We start from the raw sequence: 19,483 nt of genomic DNA, 5'->3' as shown, positions 1-19,483 counted from the left end.
CAGCTCAGCAAAAAACTCATGAACCTTGTTTCTCTCCAGACCGCCTCCCACTGGGATTCTGTTCCCCTTTAGGCGCTAATCGTATGAATTTTAATAAAATTCGTTCCTTGGGGAGTTTGGGCAGGAATGCCGCCCAGAATCAAAATTTTATCGCCCTCAGTGACCATCTGGCGCTCCTTGAGTTGGTTTTCAGCCACGGCAATCATCCCTTCAAACGTCATAGGCAGCGTTTCCAAAAGAATCGGCTTCACACCCCAGAGCAAATTCATCCAGTGATAAACGCGGGGGCGATCGGTAAAGGCGACAATCATGGGTTTCACCCGTTCCCCAGAGGCAATGGTTGCGGTATAGCCCGTTTCCGTAAAGCAGGCGATCGCCCGCAGATCGAGGATTTGAGTAATGGTGGTTAAGGCTTCACCTAGGGCATGGGTCTCATCATTGCGGTAGGCGGGCATATTGTCAAACTCAAGGTGCGGCTCCACATCCGCTGCAATCCGCGCCAACATCTTCACCGCCTGCACAGGAAAAGCCCCCACAGCAGATTCGCCCGACAACATCACCGCATCTGTACCATCAAGAATGGCGTTGGCGACATCACTGGCCTCTGCCCGCGTCGGTCGGGGATTGTGGATCATACTCTCTAGCATTTGGGTTGCCGTAATCACAGGAATACTGCGGTAGTTGCACTCGCGAATAATTTGCTTTTGCAGCAGCGGCACCTTCTCTACCCGCATCTCCACACCGAGATCGCCCCGCGCAACCATGATTGCATCGGCCACCCCTAAAATCGCTGAGAGATTTTCCACTGCTTGGGGTTTCTCAATTTTTGCCAGTACGGGCATATCACTGGCACCGTGGGCCGCTAAGTACTCCCGCAACTCCCAGAGATCCTCAGCTCGGCGCACAAAACTCAGGGAGATAATATCAACCCCCTGCTCAATGCCAAATTGAATATCCTGCTTGTCTTTGTCTGTGAGGGAAGGCAGCCGCAGATTGAGATCCGGCAAGTTTACCCCCTTACGACTTTTGAGCGTGCCCCCCTGCACCACCCGGCAGGTGACCCGATCTCCCGCAATGGCCTCGACCACCAATTCCAAGAGGCCATCATCCAAGAGCACCTGCATCCCCGGCTGCGCCTCTTCGGCAAGATAGGGATAATCAATGCCAATGCCTTGTGTCTCTTCCTCAGTGAGCGGCACGAGGTGGACTTGCTCCCCTTCCACTAATTCAATGCTCCCTTCAGGAAGCTGACCAACGCGAATCTTCGGGCCTTGCAAATCTTGCAGGAGTGTCAGGGGCGTTGCTGCTTCATTGGCCACTTGTCGCAGCAGGGCAATGGTTTCGGCATGATCTTTATAGTCACCATGGGAGAAATTTAACCGTGCCACATTCATGCCGGCGGCGAGCATCTGCTGAATCACTTCCCGCGATCGACTGGCAGGGCCAATGGTGGCGACAATTTTGGTGCGACGAAACAGCATAGGAGAGGGGGATAACTTCATGCTCTCCTAAATCTTAGGCATAGGTCAGGGAATCCGGTGGTGTTCTGGCTTGCATTGGACATTAACTTTTGTGGCTACAGGGATGTGGCTATAATTTGCCTCGTGGAGACTACCGCTGGAGGCCGCGATGGCACGCCCCCTTACCCCCGATAATCAAACGCTGAATCGTGCTTGGACTTGGCAAGATGGCCTGATTATTTTGGCCTTGATTGCCCTGATCTTTTGGATTGTCAACACGGCTGCGCAGTTTACAGGACAGTATGATCCCACGATCACCATTGAGCTGAGTCCAGCGGTCTTGCCAAGTTACACCGCTCAAACGCTGCTGCGGATGCTCATTGCCTATATCATCTCCTTGGTGTTTAGCATCCTCTATTCCTATATTGCCTACTACAATCGCACTGCTGAAAAAATCCTGCTGCCGCTGCTGGATATTCTGCAATCGATTCCCGTGCTGTCGTTTTTGCCGGGGGTGGTGCTGGCACTGATTGCCCTCTTTCCGGGGAGCCGTATTGGCGTGGAATTGGCGGCCATTATCCTCATCTACACGGGGATGGCTTGGAACATGACGTTTAGCTTTTATCAGTCTTTGATTAGCGTGCCTCGGGAGCTGCGGGAGGTGGCAAAAATTTATCGGCTGGGGTGGTGGCAGCAGGTGTGGACGCTGGATTTGCCGGCGGGTGCCATTGGCCTGATCTGGAATAGTGTGATGTCAGTGGCGGGGGGCTGGTTTTTCCTGATGGCGATCGAGTCCTTTACCATTGGCGAGAAAACCTTTACGTTGCCGGGGTTAGGTTCCTATCTGGCGGAAGCAGCCAACCAACAGGACTATGCAGCATTGGCCTACGGTCTGGCGGTATTAATTGGCATCATTATCGTGATTGATATTCTGGTGTGGCGCCCTCTCATTGCTTGGGGCGAAAAATTCAAGATGGAAATGGTCGAGGCGGAGAATGTTCCTAAATCCTTCGTTCTTGATTTCCTGCGGCGATCGCCCACGTTGCGAGCCTTCCACCAAAATATCTTTGCCCCCGTCTGGGAACGACTGGATGAGCAGTTGCGCCCCAAACACCCACGTCAATCTGTTGCCCCCCAGAATGACCAAGGCAACTGGCCGATAACCCCCATCATTTTGCTGATTTTTGCCACCTTCGTGGGTTGGGGAGCGATCGCCTTTTTGCGGCAAATGTTTGGTGTCAGTTGGCAAGATTGGCAGCAAATTGGTCTAGGGGCGGTTCTGACCACGGTGCGGGTAGTGGTGGCACTGGTTCTCTCCCTACTGTGGACAGTTCCAGTGGGGGTGGCGATCGGTCGCAATCCCCGTGCTGCTCAAGTGTTGCAACCCATTGTCCAAATTGCGGCATCGGTACCGGCTACGGCGCTGTTTCCAGTGCTGCTGTTGGCGCTGGCCAATGTGGGTGGGGGTTTGGAGATTGGCTCTGTGGCTCTCATGATGCTGGGAACTATGTGGTACATCCTCTTTAATGTCATTGCCGGTGCCCAGGCGATTCCCACGGAATTATTTGAAGCAGCGGTGGTCTATCAACTCTCTTGGTGGCAGCGGTGGCGCACCCTGATCCTGCCCGGCATTTTTCCCTATTTGATTACGGGCATCATTACGGCGGTAGGCGGCGCTTGGAACTCCAGCATTGTCAGTGAATATGTGGAATTTCAGAATCAAACGGAGCAAACCCTTGGCTTGGGGGCCACGATTTCTGAGGCTAGCGTTCGGGGGGATTTTCCCCTACTGATGGCCGCCACGGCAGTCATGTCACTATTGGTGGTTTTGACCAACCGCTTGGTTTGGCGCCCCCTCTACCGCTTGGCGGAAACGAAATATCAACTGTTGTAGGCGCAGACTATGCGTGTCATTGGCCTGATGAGCGGAACCTCGGTGGATGGGATTGATGCGGCCTTAGTTGCATTGGCGGGGGGCGATCGCGACCTTGAGGTACAGGTGCTGAATTTTTGTACGGTGCCCTATCCCACAGCCCTACGGCAGCAGATTCTCGACATTTGTGGCGCAAAACCCTTGACCCTTGCAGCGTTGGCGGAGTTGGATGAGGCGATCGCCGAGGCCTTTGCCCTTGCAGCACAAACGGTTCAACAGGGATATCCCCGCGCAGATCTCATTGGCTCCCACGGTCAAACGGTCTTTCATCGCCCCCCCACGGGCGATCGCCTCGGCTACAGCCTACAACTGGGACGGGGAGATTGGATTGCTTGGCGCACGGGGATTACCACCATTGCTAACTTTCGTGCTCAGGATATTGCCTCGGGGGGTCAAGGAGCGCCCCTCGTGCCTCGGATCGATTGGTGTCTTCTCAGTCATCCCACGGAAGTCCGCTGTGTGCAAAACATCGGTGGCATCGGCAATGTTACCTACTTGCCGCCTCAACGAGAGGATCCTGAGGGCAAAGGGGTCATGGGTTGGGATACAGGTCCCGGCAATGTGCTGCTTGATCTGGCCGTAACGGAGTTATCGGGGGGTGAATTCACCTACGATGCCGATGGGGCATGGGCGCGGCAGGGCAAAATTATCGATCCACTGGTAGAGCACTGGCTGCAAGACCCCTTCTTTCAGCAGCCGCCGCCAAAGTCCACAGGGCGAGAATACTTTGGTCTGCCCTTTTGGCAGCGATGCCGCACTGAGGCTGCTGGTCTGGCGCCTGCGGATCTTCTGGCCACACTGACGGAATTTACGGCTCGCAGTATGGTTGAGAGCTATCGCCAATTTTTGCCCCAAAAACCGCAGCGGATCTTCCTCTGTGGCGGCGGTGCCCACAATCGTTTTCTCAGGGAGCGCCTTCAGATGCATTTAGGAGACATTCCCGTGGAAACCACTGCGACGGCGGGCGTACCGGTGGATGCCAAAGAGGCGATCGCCTTCGCTATTCTCGCCTACTGGCATGAGTTGGGCTTGCCGGGGAATTTACCCCAAGTCACAGGTGCGCGCCAAGCGGTTCCCTTGGGTCAGTGTTGGATTGGACAGTCATGAAAACAACCTTTCCAGCCATTGTCACCACGGCTGAAATGCAGGCAATCGAGGGGGCGATGTTCAATGCCGGCTTTCCAGTGCCTGCCCTGATGGAAAAGGTGGGACAACGCCTCAGCGACTTTCTCCAGCATCAGTTTCCACGGTATTCCCGTGTTGGGGTTTTGGCCGGTCCGGGGCACAATGGCGGCGATGCTCTGGTGGTGGCGCGGGAACTATGGCACCGCGGCTATGGGGTGCAGGTCTGGCAGCCCTTTGAACGTTTGAAACCCCTGACGGCGGATCATGCCCGCTATGCCCGCTTTCTCGGTCTGCCCTTTGTCGAGACGGTGGACAGCTTGCAAGAGGTTGACCTGATCGTGGATGGTCTTTTTGGCTTTGGCCTAGAGCGGGAACTGACGGGTGAACTTGCCGCTGCCATTGACCAAATCAACACGTGGCGGCAACCACGGGTGAGTATTGATGTCCCCTCGGGACTCCACAGTGATACCGGGGCAGTTTTGGGTACGGCAATTCAGGCTGATCGCACCCTCTGTTTAGGACTGTGGAAGCGGGGGCTACTGGTAGAGGAAGCACAGCCTTGGGTGGGGCAGGGGGTGTTAATCCCCTTTGATATTCCTGCGGTGGTGATTGAAGCGGTGTTGGCGACTGCGCCCCGGCGATATTGCTTAGATGCTTCCTGTTGGCAAGAATTGCCCCTGTCGCGATCGCCCATTACCCACAAGTATCAGCAGGGACAACTGTTACTCATTGGCGGCTCTGCCCAGTTTGGCGGCAGTATTCTCCTCAGTGCCCTCGCCGCCCGCTGTACGGGTGTGGGAATGCTAGTGGTGGCAGTGCCCCAGTCCCTGAAGTCCCTTGTGCTCTCACGAGTCCCCGATGCCATTGTTGTTGGCTGTCCAGAAACAGCGAGGGGGGCGATCGCTGGCTTGCCGGAACCACTAGACTTGAGCAAGTTCTCAGCCATTGCCTGTGGGCCGGGGCTAACCCCTGAGGCGGTGCCCGTTGTGGAAACCGTTCTCGGTGCCGGGCAACCCCTTGTCTTGGATGCCGATGCTCTGAATATCCTAGCGACGCTCTCGCCATGGCCGCTGCCAAGTCCGACCATTTTGACCCCCCACTATGGCGAGTTTCGGCGCCTGTTTCCAGACCTTGTCACCGGCGATCGCCTTGATCAAGTGACCGCCGCTGCGAGCCGCAGTAATGCCATTGTTCTTCTCAAGGGCGCACGGACAGCCATTGCCTCTCCGAAGGGTGACCTCTGGATCAACCCCCACAGTACCCCTGCCCTTGCCCGAGGGGGCAGTGGCGATGTCCTCACAGGGCTTATTGGCGGTCTTTTGGCGCAGCAGGAAGCCCTCAGCGCAACCTATGGTGGGGTTTGGTGGCACGCTCAAGCAGGCCTTCAGGCAGAACGAGAGGCCACTGCCCTAGGGGTCTATCCTGAACAACTGATTGCCCACCTGTTACCGACGCTGCACGCTGCTCTAACTGCTGGGGTTTAGCTTTTTGGCCAAGAGTTGATTGGTCAGCTTCGGGTCGGCTCGCCCTGCTGTTTTCTTCATGATTTGGCCAACAAAGAAGCCCTGAAGTTTTGTCTTGCCCGCGCGGTATTGTTCCAGTTCATTGGGGTGCGCTGCTAGCACTTCATCAATCATTGCCTCTAGGGTAGCGACATCAGAGATTTGACTGAGGCCTTTTTTCTCGACAAGGGCTTTGGGGGAGCCGCCTTGAGCCAGTAACTCCGGCAGCAGATCCTTGGCCATTTTGCTACTGATAGTGCCCGCCTCAATCAGTTGGATCAGTTCCGCCAATTCAGCAGGTTTCAGAGGCAGTGCCTCGATCGCCAGTTTTTGTTCCTTGAGATAGGCGGTAATATCCCCCATGATCCAGTTGGCCGCTAATTTCGGGGGTGCCCCGGCGGCAACGGTGGCCTCAAAGTACTCGGCAACGGCTCGCTCATCGGTGAGGACGCGGGCATCTTGGGGGGGCAGGCCCCACTCGGTCTCGTAGCGGTGCCGCTTTTGCGCTGGCAGTTCAGGTAGAGCCGCACGCCAAGTGGCCAGTTGCTCAGCACTGACTTCAATGGGTCCGAGATCGGGTTCAGGAAAGTAGCGGTAGTCACTGGAGCCTTCCTTGACCCGCATGGTGCGCGTTTGCTGCGTGGCCTCATCCCAGAGGCGGGTTTCTTGAACGATGGCTTCGCCCGCTTTGACGGCAGCGACTTGCCGCTCAATTTCATAGTCAATGGCGCGTTGGATGGCACTAAAGGAGTTCATATTCTTAATCTCGACCTTGGTGCCAAAGGTGGCGCTGCCCACGGGGCGCACGGAGATATTGACATCGCAGCGCAGCGACCCCTCCTGCATATTGCCGTCGCAAACCCCCAAGTAACGGAGAATGCGCCGCAGTTCTTGGGCATATTCGGCAGCTTCTTGACCCGTGCGCAGATCTGGCTCAGAGACAATTTCCACAAGGGGCACCCCTGCCCGATTCAAGTCCACTAGGGAGTAGGTGGAGCCAGACAGGCGATCGCTCCCCGCGTGAACCAGTTTGCCGGCATCTTCCTCCATGTGCAGGCGAGTAATGCCAATTTTTTTACGGTGGGCGGTGCCGTTGTCATCCACCAGTTCAATCTCAAGGTAGCCATGCTGGGCAATGGGCAGGTCGTACTGCGAGATTTGATAGTTTTTCGGCAAGTCGGGATAAAAATACTGCTTGCGATCGAATTTGCTGTAGGGGGCAATCTGACAATTGAGGGCTAAACCCGCCTTCACCGCATACTCGAGCACCTTTTCATTCAACACAGGGAGTGTCCCCGGCAAACCCAAACACACTGGGTCAATGTTGGTATTCGGGGGTGCCCCAAACTGGGTCGAGCTAGACGAGAAAATTTTGGTTTGGGTACTCAGTTGGCAGTGAATCTCTAGGCCAATCACCGCCTCGTAGGTGAGACTGGCGGGATCCACAGGGGTGGGTTCAGGCGCAATGGTTGCTGCCTGCTGCGTCGAGGTTGATGGGGTGGATTTCGCCGTTTTTGATGTTTTTGAGGTTTTCGATGCTTGCTGTTTGCTTGATTTTGCCTTTGCCATCAGAAACTCCACAAGGGTACCGCCACTATAAAGCAGCTTACAGCCCTTTTCCCAAGGATGGAACACGCTAAGGCTGTGAAAGCAAGTACAGGAGAGTATTTGATTGCCCTAGGTCTATATCCATTTTCAGAAAAGGACTGTCTTCAGGGGGGGAATTGAGGATCAAGAGCTAGGGGCGATGATTGCGCTCCTCCATGGGCACATAGGGCTGATTGTGGGCACCCGTATAGACTTGGGTGGGGCGATAGATGCGATTGGCCTCCAGTTGTTCTTTCCAGTGGGCTAGCCAACCGGCCACGCGGGCAATCGCAAACACAGGCGTAAACAGATCACTAGGAATGCCCAACCGCCGATAGACAAGCCCCGAGTAAAAGTCCACATTGGGATAAATCCCCTTGTAACTGAGGTATTCACCCACCACTTCTTCCAGTTTCAGGGCAATGTCGTAGTAGCGATCGCCGCCAAACTTATCAAACAACTGTTCCGCCAACTTCTGTAAAATCGTGGCGCGGGGATCCTTGACCTTATACACGCGGTGGCCAAAGCCGGCAATTTTGATCTTATTCTGGACGCACTTTTCCACATAGGGACGGACATTCTCCACGCTGCCGATTTCTTCGAGCATATTGATCACATCTTCATTGGCGCCCCCGTGGAGTGGCCCTGCCAGTGTACCCACCGCTGAAGCAACCACAGCGTAAGGGTCTGTCAATGTCGAGGCCGTCACCCGCGCCGAGAAGGTAGAGGCATTCATCGTGTGCTCGGCATGGAGAATCAAGCAAATATCAAATACCCGTGCCGCAAAGGGATCGGGACGCCGCTCATTGAGCATGTAGAGAAAGTTGGCCGCATAGTCCAGCTCATCACAGGGCATGACCGGATCATTCCCCTTGCGAATCAGTTGAAACGCCGCCACCATTGTTGGAATTTTGGCCAAGAGGCGGATGACTGCTGCCCGAATGTACTCCGGATCGTCGAGGGCCCGCCGCGAATAGAACAATCCCAAGGCTCCCGCCGAGGCCTGTAGGGCATCCATGGGATGGCCACTGTCGGGAAAGCATTTCATCATGTCGCGAATGCGATATTTCACGCGGCGATGGTAGGTAATATCGTGCTCAAAGGCTGCCAACTCCTCCTTGCTCGGCCAGTAACCCCAAATCAAGAGGAAGGCAGTTTCCAAAAATGTGCTTTTCTCCGCTAGTTCCTCAATCGGGACACCGCGATACTCAAGAACGCCTGCTTGGCCATCCACATAGCTAATGGCCGACTGAGCAACGGGAATACCGTCAAGACCGGGGCTAAATTCGCAAGCAACCATGCGTGGGTGTCCTTAAAAGGGGCAAACTGAATTGGAATTGCAGTATTGATCAATTTTAGGGGAGAGGGGAAAGATGTTGGTATGGTGAACGACCCCACTGCATAGGCGGATAGGGAATTCCGTGAGGTTTGTTAAGGGACATTCCCACTTCATTCAAGTTTTGTAACGTTTTGGCGGGCGAGGGAAAGAGCCTCGCTACGATCGCGATCGGACATCAAAATGCCTTTGCCCAAGGAGTTGACGCGATGAAACTTGCCTACTGGATGTATGCAGGGCCTGCCCACATTGGTACTCTGCGCATTGCCAGTTCCTTCAAAAATGTTCATGGCATTATGCACGCGCCCCTTGGGGATGATTACTTCAACGTCATGCGATCGATGCTCGAGCGAGAGCGCGACTTTACGCCTGTTACGGCCAGTATTGTCGATCGCCATGTCTTGGCACGCGGCTCCCAAGAAAAAGTGGTGGACAATATCACCCGCAAAGACACTGAAGAGCACCCTGATTTAATTGTGCTCACCCCCACCTGCACCTCTAGCATTCTTCAGGAAGACTTACAAAACTTTGTCCAACGCGCCAGCCTCAGCACCACTGCCGATGTCCTCTTGGCGGATGTCAATCACTATCGCGTCAATGAATTGCAAGCCGCCGATCGCACCCTTGAGCAAATCGTGCAGTTTTATATTGACAAAGCCCGCCGCCAAGGCACCTTAGTGACCAGCAAAACCCCCACCCCTAGCGTCAACATTATTGGCATCACCACCCTCGGCTTCCACAATCAGCATGACTGCCGCGAGCTGAAACAACTCATGGCCAACCTTGGCATTCAGGTGAATCTGGTGATTCCTGCGGCGGCCAGCGTCCACGACCTTGCCCGACTGCCCCAAGCATGGTTTAACCTTGTCCCCTATCGGGAAATTGGCGGCCTCACCGCCCAGTACCTAGAAACGGAATTTGGCCAGCCAAGCGTGAAGATGACGCCGATGGGTGTGGTGGAAACCGCCCGCTGTATCCGTGCCATTCAAGCGGTGCTCAATGCCCAAGGAGCCAATGTGGACTACGAAGCCTTTATTGAACAGCAAACACGGGAGGTGTCCCAAGCCGCTTGGTTTTCCCGCTCCATTGACTGCCAAAACCTCACCGGTAAAAAAGCAGTGGTCTTTGGGGACAATACCCATGCAGCGGCAATGACCAAAATTCTCAGTCGGGAAATGGGCATCCACGTTGTTTGGGCGGGGACGTACTGCAAATACGATGCCGATTGGTTCCGCGCAGAGGTGGCGGGCTTTTGTGACGAGGTACTGATTACCGATGACCACACGGTGGTGGGGGACGCGATCGCCCGCGTTGAACCCGCGGCCATCTTTGGCACCCAAATGGAGCGCCATGTGGGCAAACGCCTCAACATTCCCTGTGGTGTTATTGCCGCGCCCATCCACATCCAAGACTTTCCCGTCGGCTATCGACCCTTCCTTGGCTACGAAGGTACCAACCAACTAGTGGATTTAATTTACAACTCCTTCACCTTGGGCATGGAAGACCACCTGCTGGAAATTTTTGGTGGCCACGACACCAAGGAAGTGATTCACAACGGGCTTTCCGCCGACTCGGATTTGACATGGACCGCGGATGGGCTAGCGGAATTAAACAAGATTCCCGGCTTTGTGCGCGGCAAGGTGAAGCGCAACACCGAAAAATTTGCCCGCGAACAGGGGATTAGCGAGATCACCGTAGAAGTGCTCTATGCTGCCAAAGAAGCCGTGGGGGCTTAAGTTTCACCTCTGGAACCTGCATGAACCTGACCCTTGCAGCGTATAGCGATTGGCATTTAACAAGCAATTGCTATGGTATTGCTGAAACGTTTCATTGCCCTTGGTTTACTGGCAGCAGGGGTAGGGTTTGCACCGGCTGCCCTTGCGCAGCGAGTTCCGCGTTTACGCCAAGGGATGAGCTATGCCGATGCCCGCCAACGCCTCCTTGATCGCGGTTGGCAACCCGTAGTTAATTCGGCAATGGTGAATCCGACAACGACAACCCCGATTGTGGCCTATCTCCTCAGTCAAGGCTATAGCGAACTGATGGGTTGTCAACTCATGGTGGGGGTGGATATCTGCACCTTTCAGTTTCGCAATCGCAAGGGGCATCTGTTGGAAATTGGCACCGTGAATTTGCTCATTTTCCCCGGCGGCACGGTGACCAGTTGGGTACTGCGGAAGAATTCCCCTTAGGCGATTATAATGGGGAGCCGTAACCTTTTGTCAGGAACCGCAGTATGGTGTCTTCTCCGATTAAACCTGAAGCCTCTGTTCGTCACGATGTCAAAGATTTGAGCCTTGCGCCCTTAGGGCAGCAACGCATTGAATGGGCCAGTCGGGAGATGCCAGTGCTGCGCCAGATTCGCGATCGCTTTGCAAAAGAAAAGCCCCTTGCCGGTATTCGCTTGGCCGCCTGCTGCCATGTGACCACAGAAACCGCCAATCTAGCGATCGCCCTCAAAGCCGGCGGTGCTGACGCGGTTCTTATTGCCAGTAATCCCCTCTCCACCCAAGACGATGTCGCCGCTAGCCTAGTGGTGAACTACGGCATCCCGGTCTTTGCCCAAAAAGGGGAAGACACCGCCACCTATATGCGCCACGTCAATATTGCCCTTGATCACCGTCCCAACATCATCATTGATGACGGCTGTGATGTGGTTGCCACCCTCGTCAAAGAGCGCCAGCACCAACTCAGTGACATTATTGGCACCACTGAAGAAACCACCACTGGCATTGTCCGCCTCAAGGCCATGTTCCGCGATGGCGTCCTCACCTTCCCCGCCATTAATGTCAACGATGCCGACACCAAACACTTCTTTGACAACCGCTACGGCACCGGTCAATCCACCCTAGATGGCATCATTCGGGCAACGAACATTCTGCTTGCCGGTAAAACCGTTGTCGTGGCTGGCTATGGCTGGTGCGGTAAAGGGACAGCGCTGCGGGCACGGGGCATGGGTGCCAATGTGATTGTGACGGAAATTGATCCCGTGCGGGCCATTGAGGCAGTCATGGATGGCTTCCGGGTGATGCCCATGATCGAAGCCGCGCCCCTTGGGGATATTTTCATTACTGTAACTGGGAATAAGCATGTGATTCGCGCCGAGCACTTTGCCGTCATGAAAGATGGGGCAATGGTAGCCAACTCCGGTCACTTTGACATTGAAATTGACCTTGCCACCCTGAAAACCCTCGCCAAGGAAGTCCGCGTCGTGCGCAACTTCACCGAGGAATACATTCTCCCCAGTGGCAAGTCCATCATTGTTTTGGGGGAAGGGCGACTGATTAACCTTGCGGCTGCTGAAGGCCACCCCGCCAGTGTGATGGATATGAGCTTTGCCAACCAAGCCCTTGGCTGTGAGTATCTTGTCAAAAATAAAGGTCAATTGGCGGCCGGCATCCATCCCATTCCCGCAGCAGTGGATCAAGAAATTGCCCGTTTGAAACTCCAAGCCATGGGCATTGCCATTGATACCCTCACTGCGGAACAGGTGGAGTACATGAACTCTTGGACTTCTGGCACTTAGACCCCCCATCCACCTGCAAAATCATTAGAACGTTGCGTGCTGCGTCCTAGCTAGGGCTAATCTCAGGGTGCAGCTTTTTATTTATTTTTTAATTTATTGTCATCAATAGCCTTTTTCTAAAATAGCGGCTACCGCAACCGGATGTCATCTTTTTATAGAGCAATTTGGGCTGTTTTAGTTGTTTGGGTAGATTAAGTCCCCCGCCCTGAAGTTAAGGTTAGATACAGTTTTGGCATATTTTTAATACGAAAACTGTATAGCGACAAAGAAAATGTAGCAAAATTTACAAATGTTCATGATTGACCTGCCTAAATTGGGTGTTCAAGTAACCCGTTGAAGACAAGGGCAACAACCGTGAGCAACAAAATTGAAGCCATTAAAAAAGAGAAAGATGTCTTAGCGGTTAAACAAGAGCTAGAGAAATTCGCAGCCATGGGCTGGGAAAGCATTCCTGAAGCTGACCGCGATGTTCGCCTCAAGTGGCTTGGGATTTTCTTTCGCCCCGTTACCCCCGGCAGGTTCATGATGCGGCTGCGGGTACCCCATGGGATTCTCACCAGTCAACAACTGCGAACCCTTGGCGAAATTGTGGACCGCTATGGTGAGAACGGCAATGGTGACATCACCACCCGTCAAAACATTCAGATTCGCGGTCTGCCCATTGAGGATATTCCCGAAATCATAGAGCGGCTGCAAGCCTGTGGCCTGACCTCTGTGCAATCCGGCATGGACAATGTGCGCAACCTCACTGGATCGCCAGTGGCGGGCATTGATGCGGCCGAACTCGTTGATACTCGCCCCCTGATTATGAAATTGCAGGCGATGATTACCAACAACGGTCAGGGGAATCCGGAATTTAGCAATCTACCCCGCAAATTCAACATTGCGATCGAGGGGGGGCGGGATAACTCTGTCCATGCCGAAATTAACGATGTTGCCTTTGTGCCTGCCTATCGGCAAGGGCGTTTGGGCTTCAATGTTTTGGTCGGTGGTTTCTTCTCTGCTCGGCGTTGCGCTGCCGCTATCCCCCTCAATGCTTGGGTGCCTCCCGATGATGCTGTGGTGCACCTCTCACGTGCCATCCTTGAAATTTTCCGTGACCATGGCCTACGGGGCAATCGGCAAAAAGCGCGGCTCATGTGGCTGATTGATGAATGGGGTATCGAAAAATTCCGGGCAGCAGTGGCCGCTAAACTCCCCTTTGAACTCCTCAGTGCCGCTCCCAAGGATGAAATTGACTGGGACAAGCGAGATCATCTGGGGGTGCATTGCCAAAAACAGCGGGGGTTGAACTATGTGGGACTGCATGTGCCCGTAGGGCGCCTCTATGCCACCGATTTTTATGAATTGGCACGGCTAGCTCAAGTCTATGGCCAATCGGAAGTGCGGCTGACAGTGGAGCAAAATCTGATCATTCCCCATGTGCCTAGCGCTGTTTTACCAAGCCTGCTGCGCGAACCCCTCCTCACTAAGTTTCGGCCGGAACCACCGCCTTTAGAACGTGCCCTCGTTTCCTGCACGGGTGCTCAGTTTTGCAACTTTGCCCTCATTGAAACCAAAAATCGTGCCCTTGCCCTCGTCCGCTGGCTGAATCAACAACTGGTGCTCCCTCAACCGGTGCGCATTCACTGGACCGGGTGTCCTAACTCCTGTGGTCAACCCCAAGTGGCCGATATTGGCCTGATGGGTACAAAAACCCGTCGTAACGGCGAAACCGTGGATGCCGTGGATTTGTACATGGGTGGCAAGGTCGGTAAGGATGCCAAGCTGGGCACCTGTGTGAAAAAAGCGATTCCCTGTGATGAACTGCCGGAGGTACTGCGCCAACTGTTGATTGATCACTTTGGTGCTCAGCCCATCAGTTCACATACGCTGCAGGTTCCGATACACGCTGAATTAGCCTTGTCGATTGTTTAGGAATTAAAGGATTTGTAAACCAATGGTGACTTTCTCCCGGCGTCACTTTCTCGTGACCGCTGCGGTTACAACGGCCATGACATTGATCTCCCACGGTTGTGGTAATAGCCAGCAAACTAGTGATGTTGCCCAACCCACCACCCTAGCGGAAACTCCAGAAGTGATGGGAGCGAAACTGGGCTTTATTGCTCTGACGGACGCGGCTCCCCTGATTATTGCCAAGGAAAAGGGCTTGTTTGCCAAGTATGGGATGCCCGATGTGGAGGTGATTAAGCAGGCTTCCTGGGGCGTGACCCGCGACAACTTGGTCTTGGGTTCTGCCGGGGGTGGCATTGATGGTGCCCACATTCTTACACCAATGCCCTACCTGATGACCGTGGGAACCATTACCGGTGGCAAACCTGTACCCATGTATATCTTGGCGCGGTTAAACACGAATGGTCAGGGAATTGTCTTGGCCAATGCTTACAAGGATCTCAATATCAGGACTGACAGTAGCCCCCTGAAGGAGGCCTTTGCTAAAACCCGTGCTGAACGGCGTGCCCAGAATCAGCAAGAGCAGATCAAAGTGGCAGTGACATTTCCAGGGGGCACCCATGATCTGTGGATGCGCTACTGGCTGGCTGCCGGCGGCATTGATCCTGAGAAGGACGTTTCTGTGATCGTTGTGCCTCCTCCGCAAATGGTGGCCAATGTGAAAACTGGAACCATGGAAGCTTTCTGTGTGGGTGAGCCATGGCCACAACAAGCGGTGAATCAAAAGGTGGGGGTTGATGCTATTACCACGGGTGAATTTTGGCAGGATCATCCTGAGAAATCGCTGACTTTGCGGGCGGATTGGGTTGATCAGCATCCGAAGGCCACTAAAGCTCTATTGATGGCTGTGATGGAAGCACAACAGTGGTGTGACCAACCTGAAAATAAACCAGAAATGGTCAAGATAATTGCCCAGCGGCAATGGTTGAAGGTACCCGAGAAGAATATTTTGGATCGCTCCCTCGGTAAGTTTGACTTTGGCAATGGCCGTACCTTTGACAACCCCGATCTAGCGATGAAGTTCTGGCGAGACAATGCCTCTTATCCCTACCAAAGTCATGATCTGTGGTTCCTGACGGAGGACATTCGCTGGGGGTATTTGCCGCCGGATATGGACACTAAAGCTCTCATCCAAAAAGTAAACCGTGAGGATCTGTGGCGCGAAGCCGCTCAAGCGATGGGGGTGCCGGCAGCGGAAATTCCCACCACCACCTCTCGGGGCGTGGAGACCTTTTTTGATGGTGTGGCCTTTGATCCCCAAAATCCTCAGGCCTACTTGAGTGGTTTGGATTTGAAAAAAGTTTAGAGGTAAAGAGCAATGGCAAGTTCTTCTATGGGTTTCACTCAATCTCGACGGCGGCGCTGGTTAAAGCATCTCAAGAAGTCAGCGATGTTCCGCAAAGTGGTACTGGGTAGTTTGGGGGTGCTGTGTTTCTTGGTCATTTGGCAGTTTGTCTGCATGGCGGGGCTACTTCGCCTGCCAACGCCCCTCACTGTTATTACTGAAACTTGGGGGTTGATAGTTGATCCCTTTTATCAAGGGAGTGGCACGGATGTGGGGTTGGGGTGGCAAATTCTCTCCAGTCTGCGGCGGGTGGCCGTTGGCTTTTCCTTGGCAGCAGTCATTGGGGTGGGGCTGGGGATGCTGATTGGCTCTAGTCGAGTGCTCTACGATGCAGTGGATCCCATTTTGCAGGTGTTGCGTCCGGTGCCCCCCCTTGCGTGGTTGCCCATTTCCTTGGCGGCTCTGCGGGACAATGAACCGGCAGCGATTTTTGTGATCTTCATTACCGCCATTTGGCCAATTATCATCAACACGATTGTCGGTGTGCAGCAAATTCCCAAGGACTACAAGAATGTGGCACGGGTGTTGCAGCTCTCCCGCAAGGATTATTTCCTGAATATTCTCGTACCAGCAACGGTGCCCTATGTGTTTACGGGGCTGCGCATTGGCATTGGGCTGTCCTGGTTGGCGATTGTGGCAGCGGAGATGCTCATTGGCGGTGTCGGCATTGGCTTCTTTATTTGGGATGCCTGGAACAGTTCTCTGATTAGTGAAATTATTGTTGCCGTGATCTATGTCGGCATTGTTGGCTTGGTCTTGGATCGCTCGGTGGCCTTTGTGGGTTGCCTGCTCAGCCACGGTGAAGAGGTGCATTCCTAGCTCCCTCACGTAACCCATCCTCCCCTCTCTTCCCCTTACTGTCGAACATTAGGTTGTTTAACCCTATGGCCAAGTCTTTACCGTTTATTGAAATTGACCATGTGGATCAGGTTTTTGATCTGCCCGGGGGCGATCGCTACATTGCTCTCAAGAATATCCACCTCGAAATCCAAAAAGGGGAGTTTATTTCCCTTGTCGGTCACTCTGGCTGCGGCAAGTCCACGCTCTTGAATATCATTGCTGGCTTTCAGCGGCCTAGCAGTGGTGGCGTGGTGATGGCAGGACGGCAGGTGACGGAACCGGGTCCCGATCGCATGGTGGTGTTCCAAAACTATTCGCTGTTGCCTTGGAAAACGGTGTACCAGAATGTGGCCTTGGCGGTGGCGGCGGTGCTGGGGCATTTGAGCAAGGCAGAGCAACGACAGCGGGTAGAGGCGGCGCTGGAACAGGTGCACCTCAGTAAAGCCCGCGAGAAGTTCCCTGCCCAACTGTCGGGAGGAATGAAGCAACGGGTGGCGATCGCCCGTGCCTTGGCGATTCAACCGGAGGTACTCCTGCTGGATGAACCCTTTGGTGCCCTTGATGCTTTGACGCGAGGCTCTTTGCAGGATGAGTTGATGCAAGTGTGTCAGGGCAGTCAAACCACCTGCATTATGGTCACCCATGATGTGGATGAGGCACTACTGCTTTCGGATCGCGTGGTGCTGCTCACCAACGGCCCTGAAGCCCACATTGGCCAAATTCTCAAAATTCCCTTTGCCCGTCCCCGCAATCGCCATGACGTGCTCAACCATCCCAGCTACTATGGCCTGCGCAATGAGATGATTGCCTTTCTCAATCAGCAGAAACGCCGCCGTCCCTCCTTGACGGTACCGGCCATTGCGCCAACTACCCCCGTGGAACTGACCCTTGGCTTTATGCCCCTCATGGACAGTGCCCCCCTCATTGTCGCCAAGGAAATGGGCTTCTTTGCTAAGTATGGTTTGGAGTCAGTCACGCTGCATCGCGAAGAAAGCTGGCAGGACTTGGTGATGGGGGTGATCGCGGGTCGCTTGACGGGCGCTCAACTGTTGGCGGCCATGCCCTTAGCCATGACCTTGGGGTTAAACGGTCAGCCTTCACAACCGCTGATGACCTCGTTGGTACTGAGTCGCAATGGCAATGCCATCACCTTTAGTCGCCAGTTGTGGCAGCAGGGGGTGAAGACTGCTGAAGATCTGCGCGCCTATATTCAGCGCACGGGCGATCGCCCCCGGCTGGGAGTGGTTCATGCCGCATCAATGCACAACCTCCTGTTGCGGTACTGGCTGGCCGCCGCTGGCATTGACCCCGATTACGATGTCGAGTTGTTGGTGATTCCCCCCTCCCAAATGATCTATCACCTCAAGGCCGGCCATATCAGTAGCTTTTGTGTCGGTCAACCGTGGAACTCCCATGCAGTGCGCGAGGGTATTGGGGTGATTGTCGCTACGGATTTGGAGATTTGGTCGGGGCACCCGGAAAAAGTTGTGGGCATGCGTTCCGATTGGGTGCAGGCCAACCCGCAGCTACACCAAGCGTTGGTCAAGGCATTGATCGAAGCCTGTGAGTACTGCGATACGATCAAACATCGCCCCGAAATTGCCCAACTGCTTTGTCGGCCAGAGTATGTGGGGTGTACTCCTGAGGATGCCTATGCCGGCTTTGTGGAACCCCTTGATCGGGGGGATGGCATTGTTGCTGCTTTTCAACCCCGGTTTCACCAGTTCTATGTGGATCGCTCTCCCTGTCCTGGGCGGTTGGAAGGGCTGTGGATCATGACCCAATTGGCTCGCTGGCAACTTACGCCCTTCCCGAGAAACTGGCTAGAAATTGTTGAGCAGGTGCGGCGAGTCGATCTCTTTGGGGCGGCAGCGCGGGAACTGAAGGTTGTAGATAATGAGCCAGATCGTTCTGCCTTTGCTCTTTTCGATGGACTGCCCTTTGACCCCGATAATCCCCTTGGCTACATTGAGGCGGCTGCGATTCGCCGTGGCCTTGATATTCGCACTGTTGATCCCCAAGAGGTTGTTGCTGTCTAGGTATTTTTGAGAGAAGTCTATGGAAACCCTCTATCGTCTTGATCCCCATTTAACGGCCACCCAGCATCTACGCATTGATGGGGTGAGCAAAGCCTACCCTACGGCTAATGGCGACCATGTGGTACTTGAGGATATTCACCTTGAGGTGAGCAGCGGCGAATTTGTCTGTTTCATTGGCCATTCCGGCTGCGGCAAAACCACACTCTTGAATATGGTTGCGGGTTTTACAGCACCAACACGAGGGGAAATTACTCTCAATGGCGTGCCCGTGCGCCGTCCGGGGCCGGATCGCATGATGGTGTTTCAAAACTACGCGCTGCTGCCTTGGTTGACGGCCTATCAAAATATTGAGCTAGCAGTGAAGTCCGTCTATCCCCAGAAAACTCGCCAACGCCGGCGCCAAATTGTCGAGGAGCACTTGGAACTGGTGGGGCTAACAGCGGCTGCCCACAAACGCCCTGCTCAACTGTCGGGGGGAATGAAACAACGGGTGGCGATCGCCCGCGCCCTCGCCATTCGCCCTGAAGTGTTGATTTTAGATGAACCCTTTGGTGCCCTCGATGCCATCACGAAGGAGGAGTTACAGGATGAACTCTTAAAGATTTGGCGCAGGCACCGACTGACGGTACTGATGATTACCCACGACATTGATGAGGCGCTGTACCTCGCGGATCGGGTGGTGATGATGACCAATGGCCCTGCCGCCCGCATTGGCGATATTGTGAAGATTCCTTTTCCGCGGCCACGGCAGCGATCGCAACTCCTTGAGGATCCGCAGTACTACGATCTCCGCAACCAAGTGGTTGACTTTCTGTACACGCGGTTTGGGCACTAAGT

The 19,483-nt window shown here is 54.3% G+C and carries 14 protein-coding genes; 11 read left to right on the top strand and 3 right to left on the bottom strand.

The window, feature by feature from the left end; translation table 11 throughout:
- Window positions 1–68: 68 nt before the first annotated feature.
- Window positions 69–1,502 (bottom strand): pyruvate kinase, encoded by a 1,434-nt coding sequence (pyk, locus tag M0646_RS09455; protein WP_149820273.1) that lies wholly within the window; start codon window positions 1,500–1,502, stop codon window positions 69–71.
- Window positions 1,503–1,629: 127 nt separating this feature from the next.
- On the opposite strand from pyk, the gene M0646_RS09450 reads away from it, so the two are divergent.
- The 3 genes from M0646_RS09450 to M0646_RS09440 are packed head-to-tail and all read left to right on the top strand — an operon-like array spanning window position 1,630 to window position 6,002.
- Window positions 1,630–3,354 carry an ABC transporter permease subunit gene (locus tag M0646_RS09450; protein WP_286649579.1) on the top strand — a complete coding sequence of 575 codons (1,725 nt, stop codon included), beginning with the start codon at window positions 1,630–1,632 and terminating at the stop codon, window positions 3,352–3,354.
- Between the two features lie 9 nt (window positions 3,355–3,363).
- On the top strand, window positions 3,364–4,500 hold the full coding sequence (locus M0646_RS09445) for an anhydro-N-acetylmuramic acid kinase (protein ID WP_286649578.1): 1,137 nt from the start codon (window positions 3,364–3,366) through the stop codon (window positions 4,498–4,500).
- Window positions 4,497–6,002 carry an NAD(P)H-hydrate dehydratase gene (locus M0646_RS09440; RefSeq protein WP_286649577.1) on the top strand — a complete coding sequence of 502 codons (1,506 nt, stop codon included), beginning with the start codon at window positions 4,497–4,499 and terminating at the stop codon, window positions 6,000–6,002. Before M0646_RS09445 ends, M0646_RS09440 begins: the two co-directional genes overlap by 4 nt.
- Here the strand turns inward: M0646_RS09440 and gatB are convergent.
- Together gatB and M0646_RS09430 are read right to left on the bottom strand one after the other, a co-directional pair.
- Window positions 5,985–7,487 (bottom strand): Asp-tRNA(Asn)/Glu-tRNA(Gln) amidotransferase subunit GatB, encoded by a 1,503-nt coding sequence (gene gatB / locus M0646_RS09435; RefSeq protein WP_286627182.1) that lies wholly within the window; start codon window positions 7,485–7,487, stop codon window positions 5,985–5,987. The two genes, M0646_RS09440 and gatB, sit on opposite strands and share 18 nt — an antisense overlap.
- 271 nt (window positions 7,488–7,758) lie before the next feature.
- Window positions 7,759–8,907, bottom strand: coding sequence for a citrate synthase (locus M0646_RS09430; protein ID WP_149820265.1), 1,149 nt, complete (start codon window positions 8,905–8,907; stop codon window positions 7,759–7,761).
- A gap of 245 nt (window positions 8,908–9,152) precedes the next feature.
- Between M0646_RS09430 and bchB the strand changes: the two genes are divergently transcribed.
- From bchB to M0646_RS09390, 8 genes are all read left to right on the top strand, one after another.
- Complete coding sequence (gene bchB, locus M0646_RS09425; RefSeq protein ID WP_286625481.1) at window positions 9,153–10,679, top strand: ferredoxin:protochlorophyllide reductase (ATP-dependent) subunit B; 1,527 nt, start codon at window positions 9,153–9,155, stop codon at window positions 10,677–10,679.
- Between the two features lie 72 nt (window positions 10,680–10,751).
- The gene (locus tag M0646_RS09420; protein WP_149820263.1) at window positions 10,752–11,135 is read left to right on the top strand and encodes a hypothetical protein; all 384 of its coding nucleotides are present in this window, start codon (window positions 10,752–10,754) and stop codon (window positions 11,133–11,135) included.
- Between the two features lie 44 nt (window positions 11,136–11,179).
- Window positions 11,180–12,469 carry an adenosylhomocysteinase gene (gene ahcY / locus M0646_RS09415; protein WP_149820261.1) on the top strand — a complete coding sequence of 430 codons (1,290 nt, stop codon included), beginning with the start codon at window positions 11,180–11,182 and terminating at the stop codon, window positions 12,467–12,469.
- Between the two features lie 354 nt (window positions 12,470–12,823).
- Window positions 12,824–14,386: a ferredoxin--nitrite reductase gene (locus M0646_RS09410; RefSeq protein ID WP_286625478.1), complete on the top strand. Its 1,563-nt coding sequence runs from the start codon at window positions 12,824–12,826 to the stop codon at window positions 14,384–14,386.
- Window positions 14,387–14,408: 22 nt separating this feature from the next.
- Window positions 14,409–15,728: a CmpA/NrtA family ABC transporter substrate-binding protein gene (locus tag M0646_RS09405; RefSeq protein WP_286625477.1), complete on the top strand. Its 1,320-nt coding sequence runs from the start codon at window positions 14,409–14,411 to the stop codon at window positions 15,726–15,728.
- 12 nt (window positions 15,729–15,740) lie between these two features.
- Window positions 15,741–16,586, top strand: coding sequence for a nitrate ABC transporter permease (gene ntrB / locus M0646_RS09400; RefSeq protein ID WP_149820255.1), 846 nt, complete (start codon window positions 15,741–15,743; stop codon window positions 16,584–16,586).
- Between the two features lie 65 nt (window positions 16,587–16,651).
- Window positions 16,652–18,646: a nitrate ABC transporter ATP-binding protein gene (locus tag M0646_RS09395; RefSeq protein WP_286625476.1), complete on the top strand. Its 1,995-nt coding sequence runs from the start codon at window positions 16,652–16,654 to the stop codon at window positions 18,644–18,646.
- Window positions 18,647–18,665: 19 nt separating this feature from the next.
- Window positions 18,666–19,481: an ABC transporter ATP-binding protein gene (locus tag M0646_RS09390; RefSeq protein WP_149820251.1), complete on the top strand. Its 816-nt coding sequence runs from the start codon at window positions 18,666–18,668 to the stop codon at window positions 19,479–19,481.
- Window positions 19,482–19,483 lie beyond the last annotated feature (2 nt).

Origin of the sequence: Thermosynechococcus sp. B3, assembly GCF_030323045.1 — a bacterium.
Classification (GTDB): domain Bacteria; phylum Cyanobacteriota; class Cyanobacteriia; order Thermosynechococcales; family Thermosynechococcaceae; genus Thermosynechococcus.
The sequence above is the reverse complement of the archived record's forward strand: the minus strand, read 5'-3'. Positions and strand labels throughout refer to the sequence as shown.